Raw genomic sequence first — 22,454 nt, forward strand, 5'->3', positions numbered from 1 at the left:
ACAACGGAGAATAACAATGCAAAAAATCACGTTGCTCGGCTGCACTCTGGCGCTGGTTTTCGGCGCTCAGGCGCAGGCCAATGAAGTGCCGCTGACCGGTACGCTCGGCAAGATTGCCAGCACCAACAGCATCACCCTGGGTTATCGCGATGCGTCGGTGCCGTTCTCGTATGTGGGCGATCACACCGGGCAGCCGATGGGGTATTCGGTGGAGCTTGCGGGCAAGATCGTCGAGCGCATCAGGCAGCAACTGGCGCTGCCGGAGCTGAAGGTGAAGTACAACCTGGTGACCTCGCAGACGCGGATTCCCCTGGTACAGAACGGCACGGTCGACCTTGAATGCGGCTCCACCGGGGTGACCGCCGAGCGGCAGAAGCAGGTCGCGTTCTCCTACGGTTTCATCTACGTCAAAGGGCAGTTGCTGACCGCCAGGGACAGCGGCATCCACAGCTTCGATGACCTTCGCGGCAAGAACGTGGTGACCACCGCCGGCACCACCAACGAGCGCTATCTGAAGAGCTACAACCTCGACCACAAACTGAACATGTTCGTGATCAGTGCCAAGGATCACGGCGAGGCGTTCCAGATGCTGCAATCGGGACGTGCGGCGGCGTTCTACATGGACGATGCGCTACTTTACGGCGAGCGGGCCAAGGCGCGCGATCCGCACAATTGGGTCGTGGTGGGGGAGGAGCAGTCGCGGGAAATCTACAGCTGCATGGTGCGCAAGGATGATCCGCAATTCCTCGCGCTGGTCAACGGTGTGCTGGCCGACCTGTACAGCTCTGGGGAGATCAACGGGATCTACCGCAAGTGGTTCGAACAGCCGATCCCGCCGAAGGGCCTGAACCTTGAGTTCCCGATGACCAGCGAACTCAAGGCAATCATCGCCAGACCAACCAGTGATCCGGTGCAGTGACGGGTTAGAAGTCACCCCACAGTTGCTGCGCCACCGCCAGTGCCACAACCGGCGCGGTCTCGGTGCGCAGCACGCGCGGGCCGAGGCGGGCGGCGTGGAAACCGTTGGCCTTGGCTTGCTCGACTTCGGTGTCGGACAGGCCGCCTTCGGGGCCGATCAGGAACGCCAGGGTCGATGGTTTGGCATGGCTGACCAGCGGCTCGGCCACCGGGTGCAGCACCAGTTTCAGTTCGGCTTGCGTCTGTTTCAGCCAGTCAGCCAGCAACAGTGGTGGATGAATCACCGGTACTCGCGAACGACCGCATTGCTCGCAAGCGCTGATCGCCACCTGACGCCAGTGCAGCAGGCGTTTGTCGGCGCGTTCGTCCTTGAGGCGGACTTCGCAGCGCTCGCTGAAGATCGGGGTGATTTCGGTCACGCCCAGTTCGGTGGCTTTCTGGATCGCCCAGTCCATCCGCTCGCCCCGGGACAGGCCCTGGCCGAGGTGGATCTGCAGCGGCGATTCGACCTGACCGGCGAACTGCTCGTCGATCTGCACCACCACGCGTTTCTTGCCGACCTCCACCAGCGATCCGCGAAACTCGTGGCCGGAACCGTCGAACAACTGCACCGCATCGCCCTCGGCCATGCGCAGCACGCGGCTGATGTAATGCGCCTGGGCTTCCGGCAGTTCGTGTTCGCCGGTGCTCAGCGGGGCGTCGATAAAGAAGCGGGACAGTCTCATTTCGGGTCTCTCTGATTAGATCGTTCCCACGCTCCGCGTGGGAATGCAGCCCGGGACGCTCTGCGTCCCAAGAGCGGACGCAGAGCGTCCTGTGAGGCGTTCCCACGCAGAGCATGGGAACGAGCCGTCAACTTAAGTGTTTGGATCAGCCCGGATCACGAAACCCGGGATGGAAATCCTTCGGCACTGCCACGCTGACGCTGTCGCGGGTGGCGATGTCGATGCCTTCGCTGGCGACTTCGGCAAGAAAGTCGATCTGCTCCGGGGTGATCACGTACGGCGGCAGGAAATACACCACGCTGCCCAGCGGGCGCAGCAACGCGCCACGCTCCAGCGCATGCTGGAACACCTTCAGACCGCGACGTTCCTGCCACGGATAAGCCTCTTTCGTGGCTTTGTCCTTGACCATCTCGATCGCCAGCACCATGCCGGTCTGACGGACTTCCGAAACATTCGGATGATCCACCAGGTGCGCCGTCGCCGAAGCCATGCGCTGCGCCAGCGCCCGGTTGTTCTCGATCACGTTGTCCTGTTCGAAAATATCCAGGGTCGCCAACGCCGCCGCACACGCCAGCGGGTTGCCGGTGTAGCTGTGGGAATGCAGGAAGGCGCGCAGGGTCGGGTAGTCGTCGTAGAACGCGCTGTACACCTCGTCGGTGGTCAGGCACGCGGCCAACGGCAGATAGCCACCGGTCAGGGCTTTCGACAGACACAGGAAGTCCGGGCGGATGCCGGCCTGTTCGCAGGCGAACATGGTCCCGGTGCGGCCGAAGCCGACGGCGATTTCGTCGTGGATCAGGTGCACGCCGTAACGGTCGCAAGCTTCGCGCAACAGCTTGAGGTACGCCGGGTGGTACATGCGCATGCCGCCCGCGCCCTGGATCAGCGGCTCGACGATCACCGCAGCGACGCTGTCGTGATTCTCGGCCAGCGTCTGCTCCATCGCCGCGAACATATTGCGCGAGTGTTCTTCCCAGCTCATGCCCTGCGGGCGCAGGTAGCAATCCGGGCTCGGCACCTTGATGGTGTCCATCAGCAAGGCTTTGTAGGTTTCGGTGAACAACGGCACGTCACCGACCGCCATCGCCGCCATGGTTTCGCCGTGGTAGCTGTTGGTCAGGGTGACGAAGCGTTTCTTGTTCGGCTGGCCGCGGTTGAGCCAGTAGTGAAAGCTCATTTTCAGCGCGACTTCGATGCAGGACGAGCCGTTATCGGCGTAGAACACTCGGTTCAGACCTTCCGGCGTCATCTTCACCAGTCGCTCGGACAACTCGATTACCGGCTGATGGCTGAAACCGGCCAGAATCACGTGTTCCAGCTGATCGACCTGATCCTTGATGCGCTGGTTGATGCGCGGGTTGGCGTGGCCGAACACGTTGACCCACCAGGAGCTGACCGCGTCCAGATAACGCTTGCCTTCGAAGTCTTCCAGCCAGACGCCTTCACCGCGCTTGATCGGGATCAGCGGCAGCTGTTCGTGGTCTTTCATCTGGGTGCAGGGATGCCACAGCACCGCGAGATCGCGTTGCATCCACTGGTTGTTCAGGCCCATGTTCAGTCTCCTCGAGGCGGCTCGCGTCAGGCGCGGGCAAACAATCGCGCAAGCCTATGCAATGCGTCGCGCCGGAACAACCCATTGTGTCGATTGAGCTACTTTGTATGGGCCGATAGACGTCGCTGGCGGCGTTTTGATGGCTGACGTATTCTTCGCGGTTCTTTGGGTCGTCTGACCCGCAAAACTGCTTTTTCCTACGTGTATTTCCGGAGTTCGCTGAATGTCTGTCGGTTGGCTGCGCGCCTGTGCGCTGGTGGTGTTGGGGCTGTTCAGCGTTACGGCGCTGGCCAAGGATAAAACCGCAATCGTGATCGGCGGCGGCCTGTCGGGCCTGACGGCGGCTTACGAACTGCAGAACAAGGGCTGGCAGGTCACGCTGCTCGAAGCCAAACCGAGCCTGGGCGGTCGTTCGGGCATGGCCACCAGCGAGTGGATCGGCAACGACAAGACTCAACCGGTGCTGAACAAGTACGTTTCGACGTTCAAGCTGAGCACCACGCCGGCGCCTGAATTCGTTCGGACCCCGGGTTACCTGATCGATGGCGAGTATTTCTCCGCCGCCGACCTGACCACCAAACAACCTGCCACGGCCGAAGCGTTGAAGCGCTACGAGAAAACCCGTGACGATCTGGCGCGTTCGATCGACGATCCGCAAAACCCGGCGGCGACCAACACTCTGCACGCCCTCGACCAGATCAACGTCTCGAGCTGGCTCGACAAGCAGAACCTGCCGGCCACCGCGCGTCAGTTGATCAACCAGGATATCCGCACCCACTACGACGAGCCTTCGCGCCTGTCGCTGCTGTACTTTGCGCAGCAGAGCCGGGTGTACCGCGGCGTGTCCGACCGTGACCTGCGCGCTTCGCGTCTGGTCGGTGGCAGCCCGGTGCTGGCCCAGGCCTTCGTCAAGCAGCTGAAAACCATCAAGACCAACTCGCCAGTATCTGCCATCACTCAGGACAAGGACGGCGTAACCGTCAAGGTCGGCAGCGTCGGCTACCAGGCCGATTATGTAGTGCTGGCGGTGCCGTTGCGCGCCCTCAACAAGATCCAGCTGACCCCGGCGCTGGACGCCCAGCACTTGGCTGCGATCAAGGGCACCAACTACGGCTGGCGTGACCAGATCATGCTGAAGTTCAAGACGCCGGTGTGGGAAAGCAAGGCGCGGATGTCCGGCGAGATCTACAGCAACACCGGCCTTGGCATGTTGTGGATCGAGCCGGCCCTGAAGGGTGGCGCCAATGTGGTGATCAACCTGTCCGGCGACAACGCTCGCGTCATGCAGGCCTTCGGCGACAAGCAGATGGTCGATCAGGTGCTGATCCGTCTGCACGCGTTTTATCCACAGGCCCGTGGCGCATTCACCGGTTATGAAATCCGTCGCTACAGCACCGACCCGTCGACCGGCGGTTCCTACCTCGCCTTCGGCCCTGGCCAGATCAGCAAATTCTGGCGCCTGTGGGAGCGTCCGCTGCAGCGCGTAGCGTTTGCCGGCGAACACACCGACACCTTGTACCCGGGCACCCTGGAAGGCGCACTGCGCACCGGCCAGCGCGCGGCCAGTCAGGTTGAAGACCTGGCGGCGGGCAAATCGTTTGAGCCGGTCAAGGTCGGCCCGGCAGCGGCCACCGCCGCAGCAGCGGGTGCGGGCGCGGCAGTAGCGGCGAAGAAAGGCAACTTCTTCACCAACCTGTTCGGCGGTTCGGACGACGACAAGAAACCAGAGCCAGTGAAAGCGCCAGAGCCGGCACCCGCTCCAGCCGCTCCAGCGCCTGCACCGACCCCGGCTCCTGCGCCAGCTCCGGTGGAAGCACCGAAGCCAGCGACCCCGGTGAAAGCCGAGCCGGCGAAAAAAGCGGCAGCCAAGCCAGCAGCGAAGAAACCTGCGGCGAAGGCCGAGGCGAAAAAAGCCCAGGCCAAACCTGCAGCGAAAAAGGCTGAGCCGGCGAAGAAGCCAGCGGCCAAACCGGCGGCAAGCACCGAGACCACAGCGCAGTAAGGCTTTGCGGTGAATGAAAAAGCGCGGCTTTCAGGCCGCGCTTTTTTATGGATCAACCATTTTGGTTAATCTGCCCTAGGTTGGGCTTCAAGCTCCATCGGATAAGAGCCGAGGAGACAGTTCAGCGCTTTTCTTTGTGCTGAGCAGATGGAGCTGATGAAGAAGAATGCTGCTGAGGAGATGCTTTGAGTGCCTCTTGCTTCCAAGAAGGCCATTGCTCAACAGTACGGCGAGATTCCGCTAAATGGTTGAGAAACTCTTCTTTAGTGGGCGTCATTTTGGCTTTCCTCTAGGTACCTTGATAGGAGGGTTGCAGCTATGGTTTCGCGTTCAATGTACTAGCAAGGCAGCATTTGGGTGCGTAATTTAGCATCGGACTCATTCCAGTCAAGAGCCTGACCATCCTCGGATTTTCTGGTTACTGGATAGCCACTACCGAGATTAGTGGAGAATAGGTTGAAAAAGCTTCGTGGGCCAACTCCGATAAACGGTGCAAATACAACGTTGTTGCTTCTCTGATTTAGTGATATGGAATCTGAGTGGAAATCCAGTGCCTTGCTTTTCGGGTATGGCTCAACATATACGACTCTCTTGATTCCAGCCGCAACGATATGCTTTGCGCAATTGTGGCAGGGAAACGTTGTGCAGTATAAGTCGCTGCCTGATGTGCTAATGCCCAATCTTGAGCTTGAAAGAAGTGCCTCCATTTCTGCATGAACAACTCTTCCATATTCGGTGATGTCTTTTATTTTGCTGCCCTTGATCAAGGGCTTTAGTTTTTCTTTGTATTCCTCTGGGATTACTTCAAGAATGCTGTCAATGATCAATTTTTTCTGTGTGGCGTTAGAGTCTTCTCCTCTCATGTAGTCACGCCCATCCTTTGCGTCGACGATTTCCTGGGTAACGTCGTCTACTTCAGGCCAGTACAGCCCTCCGTGTGCTTTTGGTACATCGTTAGCTCCAGTCGAGACGATGCACCTGTCTTTTGTTAGAACCGCACCCACCTGCCGAGAAAGATCAGCAGATCTTAGTGAGGCTGAGAAGGCCATGAACATTGCGTATTCATCGAATGTAGGCGTAACGTAGGGTTTGCCAAAAAGCAGATCAAAAACTCGCCATATCTGTTTTTTCAATGAGTCGGAGTTGCCGTTGTAGTCGATGAAGAAGTCGGATAGGTGATAGGTGTCTTTCGTGTGCTGCCCATAGTCATCACGTTCATCTGCATCTCTGTCGATTAATTTAGAGGCTTGCTCTTCTGGAATCGATTTTTCTTTTGTCAGATAGTCATGTCGTCTTGTGTGGTCAGCGTGGACACCAATCAAGAAAAAACCGTTCGAGTATATTTTTCGTAGTCTTTGTACTTCGGCTGGATTTTTCAGTGAGTTGATAATAAAAGCTTTTCTGCGCAAGGCCTCTTGCTTTCCTCGTAGGAAGTTGATCCTGGCAGCAGCCCCGAGAGCAAGTATTGAGTTGTCTTTACTGTTTTTTCTAAGATTGTTTCCTTCCTCCATAAAGGAACTGATCCTGCCAAATTCATCTGTGCTTGAAAGTGGGGAACCCAATGTAGAGATTATATCTGTAGATATTTTTATACTTTCTGTCGTGTAGTTGAATTTAGACAGGCGTTCGTTTATGAGTCTTGCAATTTCGTTTAAGTTGGTGCCAATCGTCCCAACCAGGCCGATAACCAACTCAGAGTCAGAGTAGGAATCATCGAGAAAATATGCGCCTGTCTCTGTCGAGCTTGTAGATAACTCAGCGAAAGCAGCTTCTACCTCTATCGAGGTTCGTTCGATGTGTGGGTGTTCCGAATCAGTGCCGCTGATCAGCAATCCTTCAACAAGTAGTCTTAATTGTTCGGCGGATCTCGGGTTTCCTTGAAATGTGATACTCCCCGTTGAGGGGAACCAATTCATGATCCCCTTACTATTAGCTCTGAATTGATATTGGTTTGGATTGACGACTCTCCATTCTCCAGCATGCCGGAGAGAGCTTAATTTTTGTTTTAGTTCTTCGAGTTCGCCGTCAAAACGCATCTTTTTTCCCTGTGTTGAATTGCGGTCCGTTAGGCATTGTTCCGGCTTCTGGACGATGGACTTACGTTTGCCTCACCTGAGAGTAGTAGCCACTCTGTCGTAGGTCCAGATGCGAAAGCCCCTTCGAATTTTTGGTTCCGATGGTTAAAACATCGCATAGCTCCAGTCCTGCTATCCCACTCAACTCGCTTTGAGTGCCTAAATGAATTGAGGATATTTCTGGCGAGCGACTACCTCAGAGGGTGGCGGGTTTGTATGATTTTTCTCGCTAAGACGTGTGATTCTGCTATGGGTTAATCTTTCCTTAACGCGACGGTCAGAAGCTCTTGATCGTATTTCTCGATATTTCAAAGCGAAATTTTCCGCTTTAATTCGATAGATAACTCGCTAGTCTTGGTTCGCAGTTCTCACAGGATTTGGGCAATGCAGCTACGTAACTCTTCTTCGCGCTACGGTTGGGTCAGCATCTTCATGCACTGGGGTGTGGCGCTGGCGGTCTTCGGGCTGTTCGCGCTGGGTCTGTGGATGGTGGGGCTGGATTACTACAGCACCTGGCGCAAAGACGCGCCGGATCTGCACAAGAGCATCGGTCTGGTGCTGTTGGCTGTGATGGTGTTGCGGGTGTTGTGGCGCTTTGTCAGCCCACCGCCGCCAACGCTCCAGAGCTACAGCCGCATGACCCGCATCGGCGCCAAGTTCGGCCATGGGTTTCTCTACCTTGCGCTGTTCGCCGTGATGATTGCCGGTTACCTGATTTCCACCGCAGACGGTGTCGGGATTCCGGTGTTTGGCCTGTTTGAAGTTCCTGCACTGGTTTCCGGACTACCGGATCAGGCAGATACCGCCGGTGTGATTCATCTGTACCTGGCATGGGCGCTGGTAATTTTTTCCGGCCTTCATGCGTTGGCAGCATTGAAGCACCACTTTATCGATCGTGATGCGACCCTGACACGAATGCTGGGACGCAAAGCCTGATGTTCAACCTCGACTCCAAAGGAAAACAAAGCATGTTGAAAAAGACTCTGGCCGCTCTGGCAATCGGCTCTGCCGTCCTGTCCGCCAATGTGATGGCCGCTGACTACGTAGTCGACAAAGAAGGCCAGCACGCCTTCGTTGACTTCAAGATCAGCCACCTGGGCTACAGCTACATCACCGGTACCTTCAAGGACATCAGCGGCAAGTTCAGCTTCGACGCCGCCAAGCCTGAAGACAGCAAGATCGAGTTCGACGTGAAGACCGCCAGCGTGTTCACCAACCACGCCGAGCGTGACAAGCACATCTCCAGCAAAGACTTCCTGGACGTGGGCAAATACGCTGATGCCAAGTTCGTCTCCACCAGCGTCAAGTCCACCGGCAAGAACGCCGATGGCAAAGACACTGCCGACGTGACCGGTGACCTGACCCTGCACGGCGTGACCAAGCCTATCGTGGTCAAGGCCACTTTCCTGGGTGAAGGCAAGGATCCATGGGGCGGCTACCGTGCCGGCTTCGAAGGCACTACCAGCATCAAGCGTTCTGATTTCGGCAAGATGATGGACCTGGGTCCACAGTCTGACAAAGTCGACCTGTACATCTCGTTCGAAGGTGTCAAAGCGAAGTAATTTTCGCCGGCCATACAAAAAACGCCCCCGGTCTTGCGATCGGGGGCGTTTTTTATTGCCTGCCGCCACTTTCGTTTCAGCGGCGCACAAAAAATGCCCCGGTTTTCAGGCCGGGGCATTTTTCATTGCAGTCGAAAACTCAGCGATTGCGGGTCAGCAAGGCCGGTTTTTCACCGCGTGGACGGCTTGGCAGTTGATCCAGTTGCTCAGGCGTCGGGAAGCGGTCGGCTTTCGATTCCTTGTGCATGATCTTCGGCCCGCTGCTGCGCGGGTTCTGCACGGCCGGTTCAGCGCGTTGCTGATCATCACGGGCCGGGCGGCGGTTGCGCGAGTTTTCGTCGCGGCGACCCTGGCCGTCACGCGGTGCACCGTTGCGTGGGCCACTGCGTTTGCCTGGCGGCGTGCCGGTGCTCGAGCCGTTGCTGTTACGCGGGCCGTTCTGGCGACCTTGCGACTGACCGCCGCGGGGTGCGCCTGAACCTGCGCCTTGCGCCGGAGCGCCTGGACGACGGTTGCGACCACCGGTCGGAGCCTGCTTCGGCACGTAGTCGACGCGGTTACCGAAGTTATCGATATCGTCGTCGAGGAACTCGTCCGGAGCGCGATCAGCAGCGGCGCGTGGCGGCTGGCTTGGCTGGCGTTGTTCGCGGGCCGGGGTGCCTTCGCGCGGCTTCTGTTGACGGGCTGGACGCTCGCCACGTTCGCCGGCCGGTTTTTCCTTGCCCTTGTCTTTGCCTTTGTCTTTACGACCGCCGCCACCGCCGCCGCCATTAGGGCCGTCACCGCGTGGGCCGCGGGCATTGCGCGGGTTGCGCATGTCCGGACGCTCGCGAACTTCAGGCTTCTCGGCCTCGATGGTACTGGCATCGAAGCCCATCAGGTCGCCGTCGGCGATTTTCTGCTTGGTCATGCGTTCGATGCTTTTCAGCAGTTTTTCTTCGTCCGGTGCGACCAGCGAGATCGCCTCGCCCGAACGACCGGCCCGGCCGGTACGGCCGATACGGTGGACGTAGTCTTCATCGACGTTCGGCAGTTCGAAGTTGACCACGTGTGGCAACTGGTCGATGTCCAGACCGCGTGCCGCGATGTCGGTGGCAACCAGAATGCGCACTTCACCGGCCTTGAAGTCGGCCAGGGCTTTGGTGCGGGCGTTCTGGCTCTTGTTGCCGTGGATCGCCACAGCCGGCAGGCCGTGTTTGTCCAGGTACTCGGCCAGACGGTTGGCGCCGTGCTTGGTGCGGGTGAACACCAGCACCTGTTCCCACGCGCCAGCGGTGATCAGGTGGGCCAGCAGCGCACGCTTGTGGCTGGCCGGCAGACGGAAGACGCGTTGTTCGATGCGCTCGACCGTGGTGTTCGGCGGCGTCACTTCGATGCGTTCCGGGTTGTGCAGCAGTTTGCCGGCAAGATCCGTGATGTCTTTGGAGAAGGTCGCCGAGAACAGCAGGTTCTGGCGCTTGGCCGGCAGACGGGCGAGGACTTTCTTCACGTCGTGGACGAAACCCATGTCGAGCATGCGGTCGGCTTCGTCGAGCACGAGGATTTCGACATGGGACAGATCGACACTGCCCTGGCCGCACAGGTCGAGCAGACGACCGGGGCACGCCACCAGCACGTCAACGCCACGGGACATGGCCTGAACCTGCGGATTCATGCCGACGCCGCCGAAGATGCACGCGCTGACGAATTTCAGGTCACGGGCGTAGATCTTGAAACTGTCGTGAACCTGCGCCGCGAGTTCGCGGGTAGGGGTCAGCACCAGCACGCGCGGTTGGCGCGGGCCGTGACGCTGGGATTTGTCCGGGTGACCGTTGGGGAACAGCCGCTCCAGGATAGGAAGGGCGAAACCGCCGGTTTTACCAGTACCTGTCTGAGCCGCAACCATCAGGTCGCGACCTTGCAACACGGCGGGAATGGCCCGCTGTTGCACCGGAGTAGGCTCGGTATAGCCCGCGTCTTCGATAGCGCGGACCAAAGCCTCGGAGAGACCGAGGGAAGCAAAGGACATGAGTAATCCTGTTTTAGTTAGGGCTTGGCCCAATGGGAGTCTTGCCTGGCGCGAATGGCGTTTAAGAGGACGCAATCCCGTCCGGTCCTGCTGCGGTTCCGAAGGCACGTCCGGAGCGCTCGCGCGGGCTGAAAAGCTGCGCTGTAGCGGGTCAGGAGGCCTGTTACGGTTCCGGGCGTCCGGGCGTGAGCCTGGCGGGAACGCCGGAGTATAACAGAGCAATCACTGCGCGCCGCTTTCCTGCTGCTCAACGGTTTTGCCGCTGGCGGTGGCGGTGCCCAGTGGCGCCGTCAGGGCGGGGGCCGCGCCGTAGCGGGCACTGAGCTCGGTATAGGCCGGTTCGCGCTTGAAACGCTTGAGCTCGGCACCGAAGCGCTGCACCAGCAAATCCATCCCGGCGTTGCGCCGCACGGCCAGAAACTGGCTCTGGCGGCTGATGACGGTCGGGTTCTCAGTGATCTTGTCGCGAATGCCCAGTTCATCGAGCAAATGCTGACCCACGCGGCGATCGGTGATCAGCAGGTCGATGCGCCCGCGCACCAGTTTGCCGAAATTGGCTTCGTGGGTCGGGGCCGGTTCCCGAGTAAACAAGGTCGATTCGCGAAAATCGGGGCTGTACAGATAGCCCGGTGAGGTGCCGATGGTCAGACCCTTGAGGTCTTCGAGGCTGCGAAAAGGGTGCGGGCGGTCGTTGGCATAGAACATCACGAATTCGACGTCCGACAACGGTTCGCTCGGGTAGAGCAGGGTGGCGTCGCGCTCGTCGCTGTGAAAGATGTCCAGTGCGCCGTCGGCCTGGCCGGTTTCGAGCATCGACAGGCAGCGTTTCCACGGCAAAAACTGCCATTCGACTTCGATGCCCAAACGCTTGAACACGATGGCGGTGGTTTCGTAGTCCAGGCCGAGGTTCTTGCCGTCTTGTTCATAGACGTACGGCGCCCACGGTTCGGTGACGATACGCAGCTTCTCGCCCCGAGCGGTAAAGCTCAGGCAAGCAAAAACCAGCACGGCGAATAACTGCGTGATCAAAGGCATGGCTTGAGATTACGACGAGAAACGGCAAAGAGCCAGAAACTGGCCGCAGAAGCTCTGTTTCGGGCGTTAAAAGCAAAAGATCGCAGCGGCGAAAGCGCTGTAGGCACTGTCGTGGCTGCGATCTTCTGGTTCTGCGTTTACGTCTTTTTAGCGCGGCAGCTTCAGGTTGTTCCAGATCGCCAGGCTCGGTTCGGCCTGGTTCATGGAATAGAAGTGCAGGCCGGGCGCGCCGCCTTGCAGCAGGCGTTCGCACATATCGGTGACAACTTGCTCACCAAAGCGCTGAATGCTCTGGCTGTCATCGCCGTAGGCTTCCAGCTGCTTGCGGATCCAGCGCGGGATTTCCGCACCGCAGGCATCGGAGAAGCGCGCGAGTTTGCTGTAGTTGGTGATCGGCATGATCCCCGGCACCACCGGAATGTCCACGCCCAGCGCCTGCAAACGGTCGACGAAGTAGAAGTAGCTGTCGGCGTTGAAGAAGTACTGGGTGATCGCGCTGTCGGCGCCGGCACGGGCCTTGCGCACGAAGTTGGCGAGATCGTCTTCGTAGTTGCGCGCCTGCGGATGCATCTCCGGGTAGGCGGCGACTTCGATGTGGAAATGATTGCCGGTTTCTTCACGAATGAATTCAACCAGTTCATTGGCGTGACGCAGCTCGCCGCTGGTCATGCCCATGCCGGACGGCAGGTCACCGCGCAGGGCGACGATGCGCTTGATGCCGGCAGCCTTGTACTCGTTCAGCAGGCCGCGCAGGTCGTCCTTGCTGTCGCCGACGCACGACAGGTGCGGTGCGGCGGGGATTTTGACTTCGCTCTCCAGCTGCAGAACGGTGTTCAGCGTGCGGTCACGGGTCGAACCGCCCGCGCCGTAGGTGCAGGAAAAGAAGTCAGGGTTGTAGGTGGCCAGCTGACGGGCAGTGGCGAGCAGTTTTTCATGCCCAGCATCGGTCTTGGTCGGGAAGAACTCGAAGCTGTAGCGACGGTCTTGGGACATGGAGGAAGCCTCCAGTTACGAGCGGCAAGCTACAAGCTGCGAGAGAAGCGGTGGTGCGCTGATCTATCGAGCGTGAAACCGGCTGCCTGAAACTGTTTTGAAATAGGGGCAGAGCTTTCAAGCTTCGTACGGCAAGTCCGGCTTTTGACCTTGCTTGCCGCTTGAAGCTTGAAGCTCGCAGCTGCTCTTAGTAGCGGTAAGCGTGCGGCTTGAACGGGCCTTCGACGGTCACGCCGATGTAGTCAGCCTGTTGCTTGGTCAGTTGAGTGACCACGCCGCCGAAGCCGCGAACCATTTCCAGGGCCACTTCTTCGTCGAGTTTCTTCGGCAGTACTTCAACGGTCAGACGCTCGGCTTTCTGGGCTGGCGACAGGTCGGCGTACTTCTGGCCGAACAGGAAGATCTGCGCCAGAACCTGGTTGGCGAACGAACCGTCCATGATGCGGCTTGGGTGACCGGTAGCGTTACCCAGGTTCACCAGACGGCCTTCGGCCAGCAGGATCAGGTAGTCGTCGTTCTGTGGATCGAACGAGCCAGCGCCGGTACGGTGGATCTTGTGTACCTGTGGCTTCACTTCTTCCCATGCCCAGTTCTTGCGCATGAAAGCGGTGTCGATTTCATTGTCGAAGTGACCGATGTTGCAGACAACGGCGCGCTTCTTCAGGGCTTTGAGCATGTTTGCGTCGCAAACGTTGACGTTACCGGTGGTGGTCACGATCAGGTCGATCTTGCCCAGCAGCGCTTTGTCGATGCTCGCTTCGGTGCCGTCGTTGATACCGTCGATGAACGGCGAAACCAGTTCGAAACCGTCCATGCAGGCTTGCATGGCGCAGATCGGGTCGACTTCGGAGACTTTGACGATCATGCCTTCCTGACGCAGGGACTGGGCCGAACCCTTGCCCACGTCACCGTAACCGATGACCAGCGCTTGCTTGCCGGACAGCAGGTGGTCGGTACCACGCTTGATGGCGTCGTTCAGGCTGTGACGGCAGCCGTACTTGTTGTCGTTCTTGGACTTGGTCACCGAGTCGTTGACGTTGATGGCCGGGATTTTCAGCTCGCCCTTGGCCAGCATGTCCAGCAGACGGTGTACGCCGGTGGTGGTTTCTTCGGTCACGCCGTGAACACGGTCCAGGACCTGTGGGTATTTCTTGTGCAGCAGCTCGGTCAGGTCGCCGCCGTCGTCGAGGATCATGTTGGCGTCCCATGGCTGGCCATCTTTCAGGATGGTCTGCTCCAGGCACCACTCGTACTCTTCTTCAGTCTCGCCTTTCCAGGCGAAAACCGGGATGCCGGCAGCGGCGATGGAAGCGGCGGCCTGATCCTGAGTCGAGAAGATGTTGCAGGACGACCAGCGCACTTCGGCACCCAGGGCAACCAGGGTTTCGATCAGCACGGCGGTCTGGATGGTCATGTGGATGCAGCCGAGGATTTTTGCGCCTTTCAAAGGCTGCTCGGAAGCGTACTTGCGGCGCAGACCCATCAGGGCCGGCATTTCCGACTCGGCGATGATGGTTTCGCGACGGCCCCAGGCAGCCAGGGACATGTCGGCAACTTTGTAATCGTTAAAATCTGCAGGCGTGATAACAGCGCTCATGAAGAGCCTCCATTCGTAATGTATGCGAATGGGCGCCGTTGTGCGTTTAGTGTCCGGCCTGAGCCGGTCAACGCCCCATCCGAGCCTGACAGGTTGAACCTGCTGCAGCGCCCCTCGGACAGGTGGCGGGAAAACGGTATCAAGTGAAGGTTACCGTTTTGAAACGGGGGCGATTATAGCCGTCTAGACTGATCTTCCAAAGGGTTTCTGTCGGCCAGATGAAGATCGCCAATCGCGACCATAGTAGATGCCTCATGGAGCATGACCGCTCAGTCTGCCAAGATGGCCCCATCATTCGGCAAGACGCTCAGGAGTGAAGATGAATTTCCACACCCGCAAGTGGGTAAAACCCGAAGACCTCAACCCCAACGGCACCCTGTTCGGCGGCAGCCTGCTGCGCTGGATCGACGAAGAAGCGGCGATCTACGCCATCGTGCAACTGGGCAACCAGCGCGTGGTGACCAAGTACATTTCCGAAATCAACTTCGTCAGCGCCTCGCGCCAGGGCGACATCATCGAACTGGGCATCACCGCCACCGAGTTCGGCCGCACCTCGATCACCCTGACCTGTGAAGTGCGCAACAAGATCACCCGCAAGAGCATCCTGACCGTCGAGAAAATGGTCTTCGTCAACCTCGGCGAAGACGGCTTGCCGGCGCCGCACGGGCGAACCGAGATCAGGTATGTCAAAGACCAGTTCAAGGATGACGTGCCCGTTACCGAGTAATCGCGTCACACCGGCGAACGGAAGCCGAGCGGCGCGTGTCGTAGCCTTATGACCCCGCCACCGGTTTCCCGCCATGACCACACCAACAGACGGCAAGACCCCCGATCTCTCGGCCAAGGAACAACACGAAGTCGAGAAAAACCAGCCGCCCCGCGCGGCGGTTCTGCATGAAATCATCCGCAAACAGGGCGACCAGGAACTGGAGCGCAGCATCGCCGCGCTGTGGTGGTCGGCGCTCGCGGCCGGGCTGACCATGGGCCTGTCGCTGATGGGCATGGGCCTGCTCAACTCGCGTCTGCCCGAGGGCGATGAATTCAAGGTGATCGCCAGTTTCGGCTACTGCGCAGGCTTTCTCGCGGTGATCCTCGCCCGCCAGCAACTGTTTACCGAAAACACCCTGACTGCCGTGCTGCCGGTGATGACCAAGCCGACCCTGGCCAATTTCGGCCGGTTGATCCGGCTGTGGACGGTGGTGCTGTTCGGCAACCTGTGCGGGACGATTCTGGTGGCCTACGTGATGCTCGAACTGCCGATCTTCGACAGCAAGACTGACGTAGCCTTCCTCGAAATCGGCCGCAAGGTCATGGAGAACCATGCGAGTCAGATGTTCGCCAAGGGCATTGTCTCGGGCTGGATGATCGCCACCATGGTCTGGATGATTCCGTCCATGGAGAGCGCGAAGATGTGGATCATCATCCTCATCACCTATCTGATGGCACTGGGCGATTTCACTCACATCGTGGTGGGGTCGGCGGAGGTGTCGTATCTGGTGTTTGCCGGCGAGCTGCCATGGAGTGACTTCTGGGCGGTGTTTGCCGGGCCGACCCTGGCGGGGAACATCATCGGCGGCAGTTTCATCTTCGCCCTGATCAGTCATGCGCAGATCCGCAGTGAAAGCGGAAAGCCGAAAGAGTCTGCGGATCAGGCCGAAAAGCCCGATCCGCAGCAGATCAAGAAATGATCAATGGTGCGCGGGCTCGGCAGCGCTCGCCGGCTCGTCGCGCGTTGCATGTTTGACCAGTTTGCCGATGGTCAGGCCCTGCAACAGGATCGATGACAGCACCACGATGTAGGTGATGCTCAGCAGCAGATCGCGCTCCGGGCCCAACGGCAGGGCCAGGGCCAGTGCCACCGAAACACCGCCGCGCAAACCACCCCAGGTCAGAATCCGGATAGTGCCGCGCGGCACGGTGCGCCAGCGCCGCAGCAAGACGATGGCCGGGGCCACGGTGAGCAGGCGCGACAGCAGAATCGCCAGCGCCAGCAGACTTGCCGCCGCCACGTGCAGCCAGTTGAACGGCAGCAGCAACAGCTCCATCCCGATCAGCGCGAACAGCAGGGCGTTGAGCATGTCGTCGAGCAATTCCCAGAAACCGTCCAGGTATTTGCGGGTCATGTCGTTCATCGCCAGGTTGCGACCGAGGTTGCCGATGATCAGACCGGCGACCACCATCGCGATCGGCGCCGAGACGTGCAGCTCGGTAGCCATCGCCGAACCGCCGATCACCAGCGCCAGGGTCAGCATGACCTCGATCTGGTGCTGCTCGATGCTTTTGATCATCAGGTACACCAGATAACCGATCAGCCCGCCGAACAGCACGCCGCCGATGGCTTCATGGGCAAACAGCATGGCCGTGGCGCCGACGGTCGGGGTTTCGCCCAGTTGCGCGATGCCCAGCAACACGGTGAACACCACCACGGCGGTGCCGTCGTTGAACAGCGATTCGCCGACGATGGTGGTCTTCAGCGGCTTCGAGGCGTTGGCCGTACGCAGCACGCCGAGTACCGCAATCGGGTCGGTCGGGGAAATCAGCGCGCCGAACAACAGGCAGTAAAGGAAGCTCACGTGCCAGCCGAACAGGGCAAAAATGTAGTAGGCGAGGCTGCCGATCACGGCGGTGGCGATCAGTACGCCGAAGGTCGCCAGCAGGCCGATGGGCCAGCGGTAGCTGCGCAGGTCGTTGAGGTTCACGTGCAACGCACCGGCGAACAGCAGGAACGAGAGCATCCAGTTCATCAGCAGATCGCCGAAGTCGATCTGGCCGATCAGTTGCTGTACGCGCTCTTCGAGACCGGGGTAACCGAGCAGGCTCAGGCCTTGCAGCAACAGGGAAAACATCAGTGCGGTAACCATCACGCCGATGGTTGGGGGCAGGCCGATGAAGCGGAAATTCACAAAGGTGAGGAGGGTGGTGAGGCAGATGAAAGCGGCGACGAGTTCAAGCATCCGGGGTCCTTTGGATGGGGGTGGAAAGACATCGCGCCCGTTCATGGACGCAAGGGTTGGATGGACTGACGCCGGGTGGGGACACAATTGTGTCCCCCGGGAAAATCAGCCGGACACATTGACCGCAGCGACACCCCGACGTTGCAGGTAGATGAAAAACAGCGCCGTCAGCACCGTTAGCACGCCCACCAGCGCGCCGGTCCACGGCAAGTCCGCCAGATCCGCGCCGCTGGCTACTACCAGTCCACCGATCCACGCCCCGGCGGCATTGCCGAGGTTGAACGCGCTCTGGTTCAGGGTCGAGCCTAGGTTCGGTGCTTCATGCGCCTGATCGATGATCAGCAGTTGCAGGATCGGGCACAGGGCGAAGGCAAAAATTCCCCACAGCACCAGCGTGATCGCCGCGGGAACCACCGAGCGACTGGTCTGGCTGAACGCCGTCAGAATCACCACCACCGCCAGCGCGACACCCACCAGCGACGGCAGCAGACGACTGTCGGCCAGGCGCCCGCCGAGCATGCTGCCGCCGGTCAGGCCGACGCCGAACAACAGCAGCATCACGGTCACTCCGTGAGGGCTGACGCCGGTGATGTCCTGCAGAATCGGCGCGATGTAGGTGAACACGCTGAACAGACTGGTGGAGGCCAGAACGCTCATGCCCAGCGCCAGCAACACGTTGACCTTGCCCAGCACCTTGAACTCGCTGGCGAGGTTGGCCTTGTCCATCGGGATGTGTTTCGGCAACCACAGCCATTGGGCGAGGGCCGCGATCACACCGATCACCGAGACCGCCCAGAAGGTCGAGCGCCAGCCGGCGTACTGACCGAGCGCAGTGCCCAGCGGTACGCCAAGGACGTTGGCCAGGGTCAGGCCGGTGAACATCATGGCAATCGCCTGCGCCCGTTTGTTCGGCGCGACCAGCCCGGCGGCCACTACCGAACCGATGCCGAAGAACGCGCCGTGGCACAGTGCGGTGACGACCCGCGCCGCCATCAACGTTGCGTAGTTCGGCGCCAGCGCGCACAGCACGTTGCCGAGGATGAACATCAGCGTCATGCCCAGCAGCGTGGCCTTGCGCGGCATGTTGGCGGTACCGATCGCGAGGATCGGCGCACCGAACACCACGCCCAGGGCGTAGCCGGTGATCAACAGGCCCGCATGGGGAATGCTCACCGCAAGGTCGCGGGCGACATCGGGCAGCAGGCCCATGATGACGAATTCAGTGGTGCCGATGCCAAAAGCGGCAACAGCGAGTGCAAGCAAGGCGAGTGGCATGCGCAAGGTCTCTGTCGGTAGTCTTGACGCTTTGATCAGGCATACGCAGGCCGGCGACCGGTCTCGGACGAGAACGGGGCAGGCAGGAATTATTGGAATTTGTCTGTGCGCAACTGAGTGCGGCGTGGTCGCTTGCAGTATAAACAGCTGCTGACACATCGCGAATCAATAATCTGACTAATTGGCTCAGGCTCAACAACAAGAACAAAGGAGTGGCACGTGCTGGCGACAGCTCTGGTGTTGGTGGCGGCGCTGTTGCACGCAGCGTGGAACACGTTGATCAAGTTCAGCGCCGAACGGCTGCTGGTGGTGGCCTGCATGGACAGCGTGGCGCTGTTGTTCGTCGCGCTGGCGTTGCCTTTCATCAGCCTGCCGCCGCCGGAAATCTGGCCGTGGATTCTGGCGTCGGCGGCGTTCGAGCTGCTTTATCGCTATCTGTTGATCCAGGCCTATCGGGTTGGCGACCTGGGGCTGGTCTATCCGTTGATGCGCGGACTGTCGCCGCTGGTGGTACTGGCGCTGACCCTGATCTTCGCCGGCGAGGTGCTGACCACCCAGCAAATCTTCGGGATCCTGCTGATCCCGCTGGGCATGGCTTGCCTGCTCTGGCAGGGCGGCGGCGGGAAACATTTGCCGTGGGCGATGCTGCCGGTAGTGGCGCTGATCGGCTTGTGCATCGGTTGCTACACCTACATCGACGGTCAGGCATTGCGGCGCTGGTCGCATCCGCTGGATTACCTGGTCTGGGTCACGCTGCTCAGTGCCTGGCCATTCCCGTTGCTGGCGGGGGTAGCGAAAAGGCCGGCGTTCAAACTGTTCTGGCGCGAGCAATGGAAGCTGGGGCTGGCGGTCGGGTTCTGCGTGTTGTTCAGCTACGCTCTGGTGCTGTGGGCGATGAAGTTGGGCTCGATTGCCGAAGCGGCGGCGTTGCGTGAAATCAGCGTGATCCTGGTGGTGCTGTTCGGCATGCGTTACCTGAAAGAACCTTTCGGCCGGCCGCGGCTCTTAGCCTGTGGGCTGGTACTGGTCGGCATGCTGGTGATGAAGTTCTGACCGCCCGGCAACTCTAAAACTCGAAAGAAGGACGGTGTTATGACGGTGGCTTTGTGGTGTGTGTTGATCGCGATCTTTCTGCCCTATCTGTGCACCGTCGTGGCCAAGGCCTCGGGTGGTTTCAGACTGCGGGACAATCATGATCCCCGGGACTTTCTGGACAGCGTGGATGGTGTGGCGCGCCGTGCCCATGCGGCGCAGCTGAACAGTTTTGAAGTGACGCCGGCGTTTGCGGCGGCGGTGATCGTCGCGCACCTGGTGGGCACGGCAGAGCTGGTGACGGTCAATGTGCTGGCGGTGCTGTTCATCACCAGTCGCCTGCTCTACATCATTTGCTATCTGGCGGACTGGGCGGCTTTGCGCTCGTTGGTCTGGTTCGTCGGGATGGCGCTGATTGCCAGCTTCTTCTTCGTTTCGGTCTGAACCTGAAAAGATCGCAGGCTGACGAGGCCTGCGATCTTTTGCATTGTACTTACGGCTTGTCGGCCACCTGCGGCACTTGCGGCAACGCCGCGCCTTTCGGCCAGAGCATCCAGATCTGCCCTTGCTGCTTCATGTCGCCGGCCAATTGTCCGGCGGCATCACCGGTGCCCCAGAACAGATCCGCACGAACTTCGCCGGCAATCGCGCCGCCGGTGTCCTGTGCCGCAACCGGGCGTACCAACGGCGTGCCGTCCGGGCGGGTGGTCGACAGCCACAGCAGGCTGCCCAGCGGAATGACCTTGCGGTCCACCGCCGCGCTGTAACCAGCGGTCAGCGGCACATTCAGCGAACCGCGCGGGCCTTCGTTGCTGTCCGGGTTGCGGGTGAAGAACACGTAGCTCGGATTGCTCGCCAGCAGTTCCGGAATGCGCGACGGGTTGGCCTTGGCCCAGTTGCTGATCGCGCCCATGGTCACCTCTTCTTTTTTCAGCTCGCCCTGTTCCACCAGCCAGCGGCCGATCGGTCGGTACGGGTGACCGTTCTGGTCGGCATAGGCGATGCGCAGCTGGCGACCGTCCTCGGTCTGGATCCGCCCCGAACCCTGAATCTGCAGGAATTGCAGGTTCATCGGATCGGTCAGCCACGCCACGACCGGCGCCTTGACGCCCTGGCTCTCGATGGTCGCCGCGTCGTCGTAAGGCTTGAGCACACGACCTTCGAGGCGTCCGCGCAGACGCTTGCCTTTCAGCTCCGGGTAAATGCTGTCCAGCGACACAATGATCATGTCTTCGGGCACGCCATACACCGGCACGTTGGCGGTGGCGGTTTGCGTCAGGCTGCCGGGGTACACCGGTTCGTAGTAGCCGGTGATCAGGCCGTTGGGATTGTCGTTCTCGGCGCGCAGGCCGAACACGTCAAGGTTCTGCTTGAGGAAGGTGCGAATGTCGCCAGCGCTCTGCGGCACGTTGGCAGCTGCCGCGCAGGTCGGGCCCCAGACCGGGTCAGCCTTGAGCCGGGTGCAGGCGCTGCGCCAGGAACCGAAACCGGCGACCAGATCGCTATCGGACACCGCCGGCAGGGCTTCCCAGGTGGCGCTGGAGTAGGTGGCCAGGGCGTGGGTTTTCGGCTTGGCGCTGTCGCCACCGGTGCAGCCGGCGAGGATCGCCAGCAGCGGGAGGGTAGCGATGAGCGGATGACGCCAGGCCTTGAAACGGCTGTTCATGGAGAATTTCCTGTGCCGGTTGCAGAAGTGCTCCATGCGCTCAAGCAACCCTTATTGTTAATAGGGCTATTGGTGTTTGGCGGTGACCCGAGGATACTGGCCGCCGATTTCCGTGACCTGAAGCCACCATGACTCTCAAAAGAATTTCTGTTGTATTGCTGGCCTGTCTGAGCTTGTCCGCCTGTGGCGGTGTCGACCCGAATTCCCCGCTGGGTCAGCGCAAGGCGATCTTCAAGCAGATGCTCAAGACCGGTGAAGACCTGGGTGGCATGTTGCGTGGGCGCATCCCGTTCGACGGAGCGAAATTCGCCGAAGGCGCGGTCAAGCTCGATGCGTTGTCCCATGAGCCGTGGAAACATTTCCCGCAGGTGCGCGAAGAAGATCACACCAGCGCCAAGGATGATGTCTGGCAGAAACAGGCGCGCTTCCAGGAAATGGCCCGCACCCTTGAAGCGGCCACCGGTGAACTGGTGATCGCCAGCAAGGTTCAACCCTACAAAGCCAGTAACCTGGGGCCTGCCGTGCAGAAAGTCGAAGATGCCTGCAGTGCCTGCCATAAAGAGTTTCGCGACCACTGATGTTCAAGGGATCACGGTTTTTGGCTGTGATCCCCGGCTTTCTTACTTGTCGAGTTCGTCCAGCGCGTCCTGCAATTCCTTGCGCGATTCGGCGAGCTTGTTCTTGCGCTTGTCGATCTTCTCCGGATCGCCTTTCTTCATGGCCTTGTCCAGATCAGCCTGACGCTTGCTCACTTCGTGCTTGGCGTCGAGCACCTTGTTTTCGCGTTCTTTCTTCAGGCCGGCGTCGGTGCAGTGCTCGGTGACTTCGCGCAGGGCGGTTTCGAGGCCGGCCTGCTGGTCGGCGTTGCCGCGGGACTTGGCCTGTTCGATCTGGTTGATGATGCCCTGCTTCTTGGCGGCACAACCGGTCAGGCCCGGCGCGTCTTCGTCGGCCATCACGGGGGCGGCGAGGACTGCGCAGAAAGACAGCAGGGCGAGCGGTGCGAGAAATTTCATAAAAGCTCCATGTGCAAAGGCAATCGTATCGGTGAAGCACTGCG

21 protein-coding genes and 1 riboswitch are annotated in these 22,454 nt (G+C 59.9%); of the genes, 9 read left to right on the plus strand and 12 right to left on the minus strand.

The genetic code is table 11. From position 1 onward, the window contains the following. Positions 1-16: 16 nt before the first annotated feature. A complete protein-coding gene (locus CAF77_RS02615) occupies positions 17-919 on the plus strand; it encodes a transporter substrate-binding domain-containing protein (RefSeq protein ID WP_064380133.1) in 903 nt (300 codons plus the stop codon). 4 nt (positions 920-923) lie between these two features. Here the strand turns inward: CAF77_RS02615 and CAF77_RS02620 are convergent, their stop codons facing one another. Both CAF77_RS02620 and CAF77_RS02625 read right to left on the minus strand, forming a co-directional pair. Further along, entirely contained in the window at positions 924-1,643 is a 720-nt protein-coding gene (locus CAF77_RS02620) for a 16S rRNA (uracil(1498)-N(3))-methyltransferase (protein ID WP_064380135.1), read from the minus strand. Positions 1,644-1,788: 145 nt separating this feature from the next. After that, complete coding sequence (locus CAF77_RS02625) at positions 1,789-3,195, minus strand: adenosylmethionine--8-amino-7-oxononanoate transaminase (RefSeq protein ID WP_064380137.1); 1,407 nt, start codon at positions 3,193-3,195, stop codon at positions 1,789-1,791. A gap of 223 nt (positions 3,196-3,418) precedes the next feature. On the opposite strand from CAF77_RS02625, the gene CAF77_RS02630 reads away from it, so the two are divergent. Further along, positions 3,419-5,197: a flavin monoamine oxidase family protein gene (locus CAF77_RS02630; protein WP_064380138.1), complete on the plus strand. Its 1,779-nt coding sequence runs from the start codon at positions 3,419-3,421 to the stop codon at positions 5,195-5,197. A gap of 121 nt (positions 5,198-5,318) precedes the next feature. On the opposite strand, the gene CAF77_RS29270 is transcribed toward CAF77_RS02630, so the two are convergent. Then, positions 5,319-5,474 carry a hypothetical protein gene (locus CAF77_RS29270; RefSeq protein ID WP_159085231.1) on the minus strand — a complete coding sequence of 52 codons (156 nt, stop codon included), beginning with the start codon at positions 5,472-5,474 and terminating at the stop codon, positions 5,319-5,321. A 61-nt stretch (positions 5,475-5,535) separates the two neighbouring features. Beyond that, the gene (locus CAF77_RS02635; protein WP_064380140.1) at positions 5,536-7,233 is read right to left on the minus strand and encodes an anti-phage dCTP deaminase; all 1,698 of its coding nucleotides are present in this window, start codon (positions 7,231-7,233) and stop codon (positions 5,536-5,538) included. 423 nt (positions 7,234-7,656) lie between these two features. Here CAF77_RS02635 and CAF77_RS02640 point away from each other — a divergent pair, with 423 nt between their 5' ends. Together CAF77_RS02640 and CAF77_RS02645 are read left to right on the plus strand one after the other, a co-directional pair. Beyond that, positions 7,657-8,208: a cytochrome b gene (locus CAF77_RS02640; protein WP_011336344.1), complete on the plus strand. Its 552-nt coding sequence runs from the start codon at positions 7,657-7,659 to the stop codon at positions 8,206-8,208. 32 nt (positions 8,209-8,240) lie between these two features. Then, positions 8,241-8,834 (plus strand): YceI family protein, encoded by a 594-nt coding sequence (locus CAF77_RS02645; RefSeq protein ID WP_039768113.1) that lies wholly within the window; start codon positions 8,241-8,243, stop codon positions 8,832-8,834. A 139-nt stretch (positions 8,835-8,973) separates the two neighbouring features. On the opposite strand, the gene CAF77_RS02650 is transcribed toward CAF77_RS02645, so the two are convergent. From CAF77_RS02650 to ahcY, 4 genes are all read right to left on the minus strand, one after another. Beyond that, positions 8,974-10,842, minus strand: a complete 1,869-nt coding sequence (locus CAF77_RS02650) for a DEAD/DEAH box helicase (protein ID WP_011336342.1) — start codon at positions 10,840-10,842, stop codon at positions 8,974-8,976. Positions 10,843-11,064: 222 nt separating this feature from the next. After that, positions 11,065-11,877 (minus strand): ABC transporter substrate-binding protein, encoded by an 813-nt coding sequence (locus tag CAF77_RS02655; RefSeq protein ID WP_064380142.1) that lies wholly within the window; start codon positions 11,875-11,877, stop codon positions 11,065-11,067. Positions 11,878-12,024: 147 nt separating this feature from the next. Then, on the minus strand, positions 12,025-12,870 hold the full coding sequence (gene metF, locus CAF77_RS02660; protein WP_064380144.1) for a methylenetetrahydrofolate reductase [NAD(P)H]: 846 nt from the start codon (positions 12,868-12,870) through the stop codon (positions 12,025-12,027). A gap of 187 nt (positions 12,871-13,057) precedes the next feature. Further along, complete coding sequence (ahcY, locus tag CAF77_RS02665) at positions 13,058-14,467, minus strand: adenosylhomocysteinase (protein ID WP_039767963.1); 1,410 nt, start codon at positions 14,465-14,467, stop codon at positions 13,058-13,060. Positions 14,468-14,490: 23 nt separating this feature from the next. Then, positions 14,491-14,589: riboswitch (S-adenosyl-L-homocysteine riboswitch) on the minus strand. A gap of 197 nt (positions 14,590-14,786) precedes the next feature. On the opposite strand from ahcY, the gene CAF77_RS02670 reads away from it, so the two are divergent. Further along, positions 14,787-15,194 (plus strand): acyl-CoA thioesterase, encoded by a 408-nt coding sequence (locus CAF77_RS02670; protein WP_011336338.1) that lies wholly within the window; start codon positions 14,787-14,789, stop codon positions 15,192-15,194. Positions 15,195-15,267: 73 nt separating this feature from the next. Beyond that, on the plus strand, positions 15,268-16,155 hold the full coding sequence (locus CAF77_RS02675) for a formate/nitrite transporter family protein (protein ID WP_011336337.1): 888 nt from the start codon (positions 15,268-15,270) through the stop codon (positions 16,153-16,155). Here the strand turns inward: CAF77_RS02675 and CAF77_RS02680 are convergent, their stop codons facing one another. Further along, positions 16,156-17,421, minus strand: a complete 1,266-nt coding sequence (locus CAF77_RS02680; protein WP_011336336.1) for a sodium:proton antiporter — start codon at positions 17,419-17,421, stop codon at positions 16,156-16,158. A gap of 105 nt (positions 17,422-17,526) precedes the next feature. Beyond that, positions 17,527-18,696, minus strand: coding sequence for an MFS transporter (locus CAF77_RS02685; RefSeq protein ID WP_064380146.1), 1,170 nt, complete (start codon positions 18,694-18,696; stop codon positions 17,527-17,529). A 219-nt stretch (positions 18,697-18,915) separates the two neighbouring features. On the opposite strand from CAF77_RS02685, the gene CAF77_RS02690 reads away from it, so the two are divergent. Continuing rightward, positions 18,916-19,749, plus strand: a complete 834-nt coding sequence (locus CAF77_RS02690; protein WP_064380147.1) for an EamA family transporter — start codon at positions 18,916-18,918, stop codon at positions 19,747-19,749. Positions 19,750-19,788: 39 nt separating this feature from the next. Next, a complete protein-coding gene (locus CAF77_RS02695; RefSeq protein ID WP_064380149.1) occupies positions 19,789-20,172 on the plus strand; it encodes an MAPEG family protein in 384 nt (127 codons plus the stop codon). A gap of 49 nt (positions 20,173-20,221) precedes the next feature. Here the strand turns inward: CAF77_RS02695 and CAF77_RS02700 are convergent, their stop codons facing one another. Next, positions 20,222-21,394: a murein transglycosylase A gene (locus CAF77_RS02700; protein ID WP_064380151.1), complete on the minus strand. Its 1,173-nt coding sequence runs from the start codon at positions 21,392-21,394 to the stop codon at positions 20,222-20,224. Between the two features lie 128 nt (positions 21,395-21,522). Here CAF77_RS02700 and CAF77_RS02705 point away from each other — a divergent pair, with 128 nt between their 5' ends. Continuing rightward, a complete protein-coding gene (locus CAF77_RS02705; protein ID WP_064380152.1) occupies positions 21,523-21,972 on the plus strand; it encodes a cytochrome c in 450 nt (149 codons plus the stop codon). 42 nt (positions 21,973-22,014) lie between these two features. Here the strand turns inward: CAF77_RS02705 and CAF77_RS02710 are convergent, their stop codons facing one another. Further along, the gene (locus tag CAF77_RS02710) at positions 22,015-22,410 is read right to left on the minus strand and encodes a DUF1090 domain-containing protein (protein WP_007959697.1); all 396 of its coding nucleotides are present in this window, start codon (positions 22,408-22,410) and stop codon (positions 22,015-22,017) included. Positions 22,411-22,454 lie beyond the last annotated feature (44 nt).

The sequence above is a fragment of the Pseudomonas sp. R15(2017) genome (genome assembly GCF_002112685.1).
GTDB classification, from domain to species: Bacteria; Pseudomonadota; Gammaproteobacteria; order Pseudomonadales; family Pseudomonadaceae; genus Aquipseudomonas; species Aquipseudomonas glycinae.

Excerpts from the sequence above, each read along its gene's own strand:
- CAF77_RS02615 (WP_064380133.1), top strand. The coding sequence starts at position 17 with ATGCAAAAAATCACGTTGCTCGGCTGCACTCTGGCGCTGGTTTTCGGC.
- CAF77_RS02620 (WP_064380135.1), bottom strand. The coding sequence starts at position 1,643 with ATGAGACTGTCCCGCTTCTTTATCGACGCCCCGCTGAGCACCGGCGAA.
- CAF77_RS02625 (WP_064380137.1), bottom strand. The coding sequence starts at position 3,195 with ATGGGCCTGAACAACCAGTGGATGCAACGCGATCTCGCGGTGCTGTGG.
- CAF77_RS02630 (WP_064380138.1), top strand. The coding sequence starts at position 3,419 with ATGTCTGTCGGTTGGCTGCGCGCCTGTGCGCTGGTGGTGTTGGGGCTG.
- CAF77_RS29270 (WP_159085231.1), bottom strand. The coding sequence starts at position 5,474 with ATGACGCCCACTAAAGAAGAGTTTCTCAACCATTTAGCGGAATCTCGC.
- CAF77_RS02635 (WP_064380140.1), bottom strand. The coding sequence starts at position 7,233 with ATGCGTTTTGACGGCGAACTCGAAGAACTAAAACAAAAATTAAGCTCT.
- CAF77_RS02640 (WP_011336344.1), top strand. The coding sequence starts at position 7,657 with ATGCAGCTACGTAACTCTTCTTCGCGCTACGGTTGGGTCAGCATCTTC.
- CAF77_RS02645 (WP_039768113.1), top strand. The coding sequence starts at position 8,241 with ATGTTGAAAAAGACTCTGGCCGCTCTGGCAATCGGCTCTGCCGTCCTG.
- CAF77_RS02650 (WP_011336342.1), bottom strand. The coding sequence starts at position 10,842 with ATGTCCTTTGCTTCCCTCGGTCTCTCCGAGGCTTTGGTCCGCGCTATC.
- CAF77_RS02655 (WP_064380142.1), bottom strand. The coding sequence starts at position 11,877 with ATGCCTTTGATCACGCAGTTATTCGCCGTGCTGGTTTTTGCTTGCCTG.
- metF (WP_064380144.1), bottom strand. The coding sequence starts at position 12,870 with ATGTCCCAAGACCGTCGCTACAGCTTCGAGTTCTTCCCGACCAAGACC.
- ahcY (WP_039767963.1), bottom strand. The coding sequence starts at position 14,467 with ATGAGCGCTGTTATCACGCCTGCAGATTTTAACGATTACAAAGTTGCC.
- CAF77_RS02670 (WP_011336338.1), top strand. The coding sequence starts at position 14,787 with ATGAATTTCCACACCCGCAAGTGGGTAAAACCCGAAGACCTCAACCCC.
- CAF77_RS02675 (WP_011336337.1), top strand. The coding sequence starts at position 15,268 with ATGACCACACCAACAGACGGCAAGACCCCCGATCTCTCGGCCAAGGAA.
- CAF77_RS02680 (WP_011336336.1), bottom strand. The coding sequence starts at position 17,421 with ATGCTTGAACTCGTCGCCGCTTTCATCTGCCTCACCACCCTCCTCACC.
- CAF77_RS02685 (WP_064380146.1), bottom strand. The coding sequence starts at position 18,696 with ATGCCACTCGCCTTGCTTGCACTCGCTGTTGCCGCTTTTGGCATCGGC.
- CAF77_RS02695 (WP_064380149.1), top strand. The coding sequence starts at position 19,789 with ATGACGGTGGCTTTGTGGTGTGTGTTGATCGCGATCTTTCTGCCCTAT.
- CAF77_RS02700 (WP_064380151.1), bottom strand. The coding sequence starts at position 21,394 with ATGAACAGCCGTTTCAAGGCCTGGCGTCATCCGCTCATCGCTACCCTC.
- CAF77_RS02705 (WP_064380152.1), top strand. The coding sequence starts at position 21,523 with ATGACTCTCAAAAGAATTTCTGTTGTATTGCTGGCCTGTCTGAGCTTG.
- CAF77_RS02710 (WP_007959697.1), bottom strand. The coding sequence starts at position 22,410 with ATGAAATTTCTCGCACCGCTCGCCCTGCTGTCTTTCTGCGCAGTCCTC.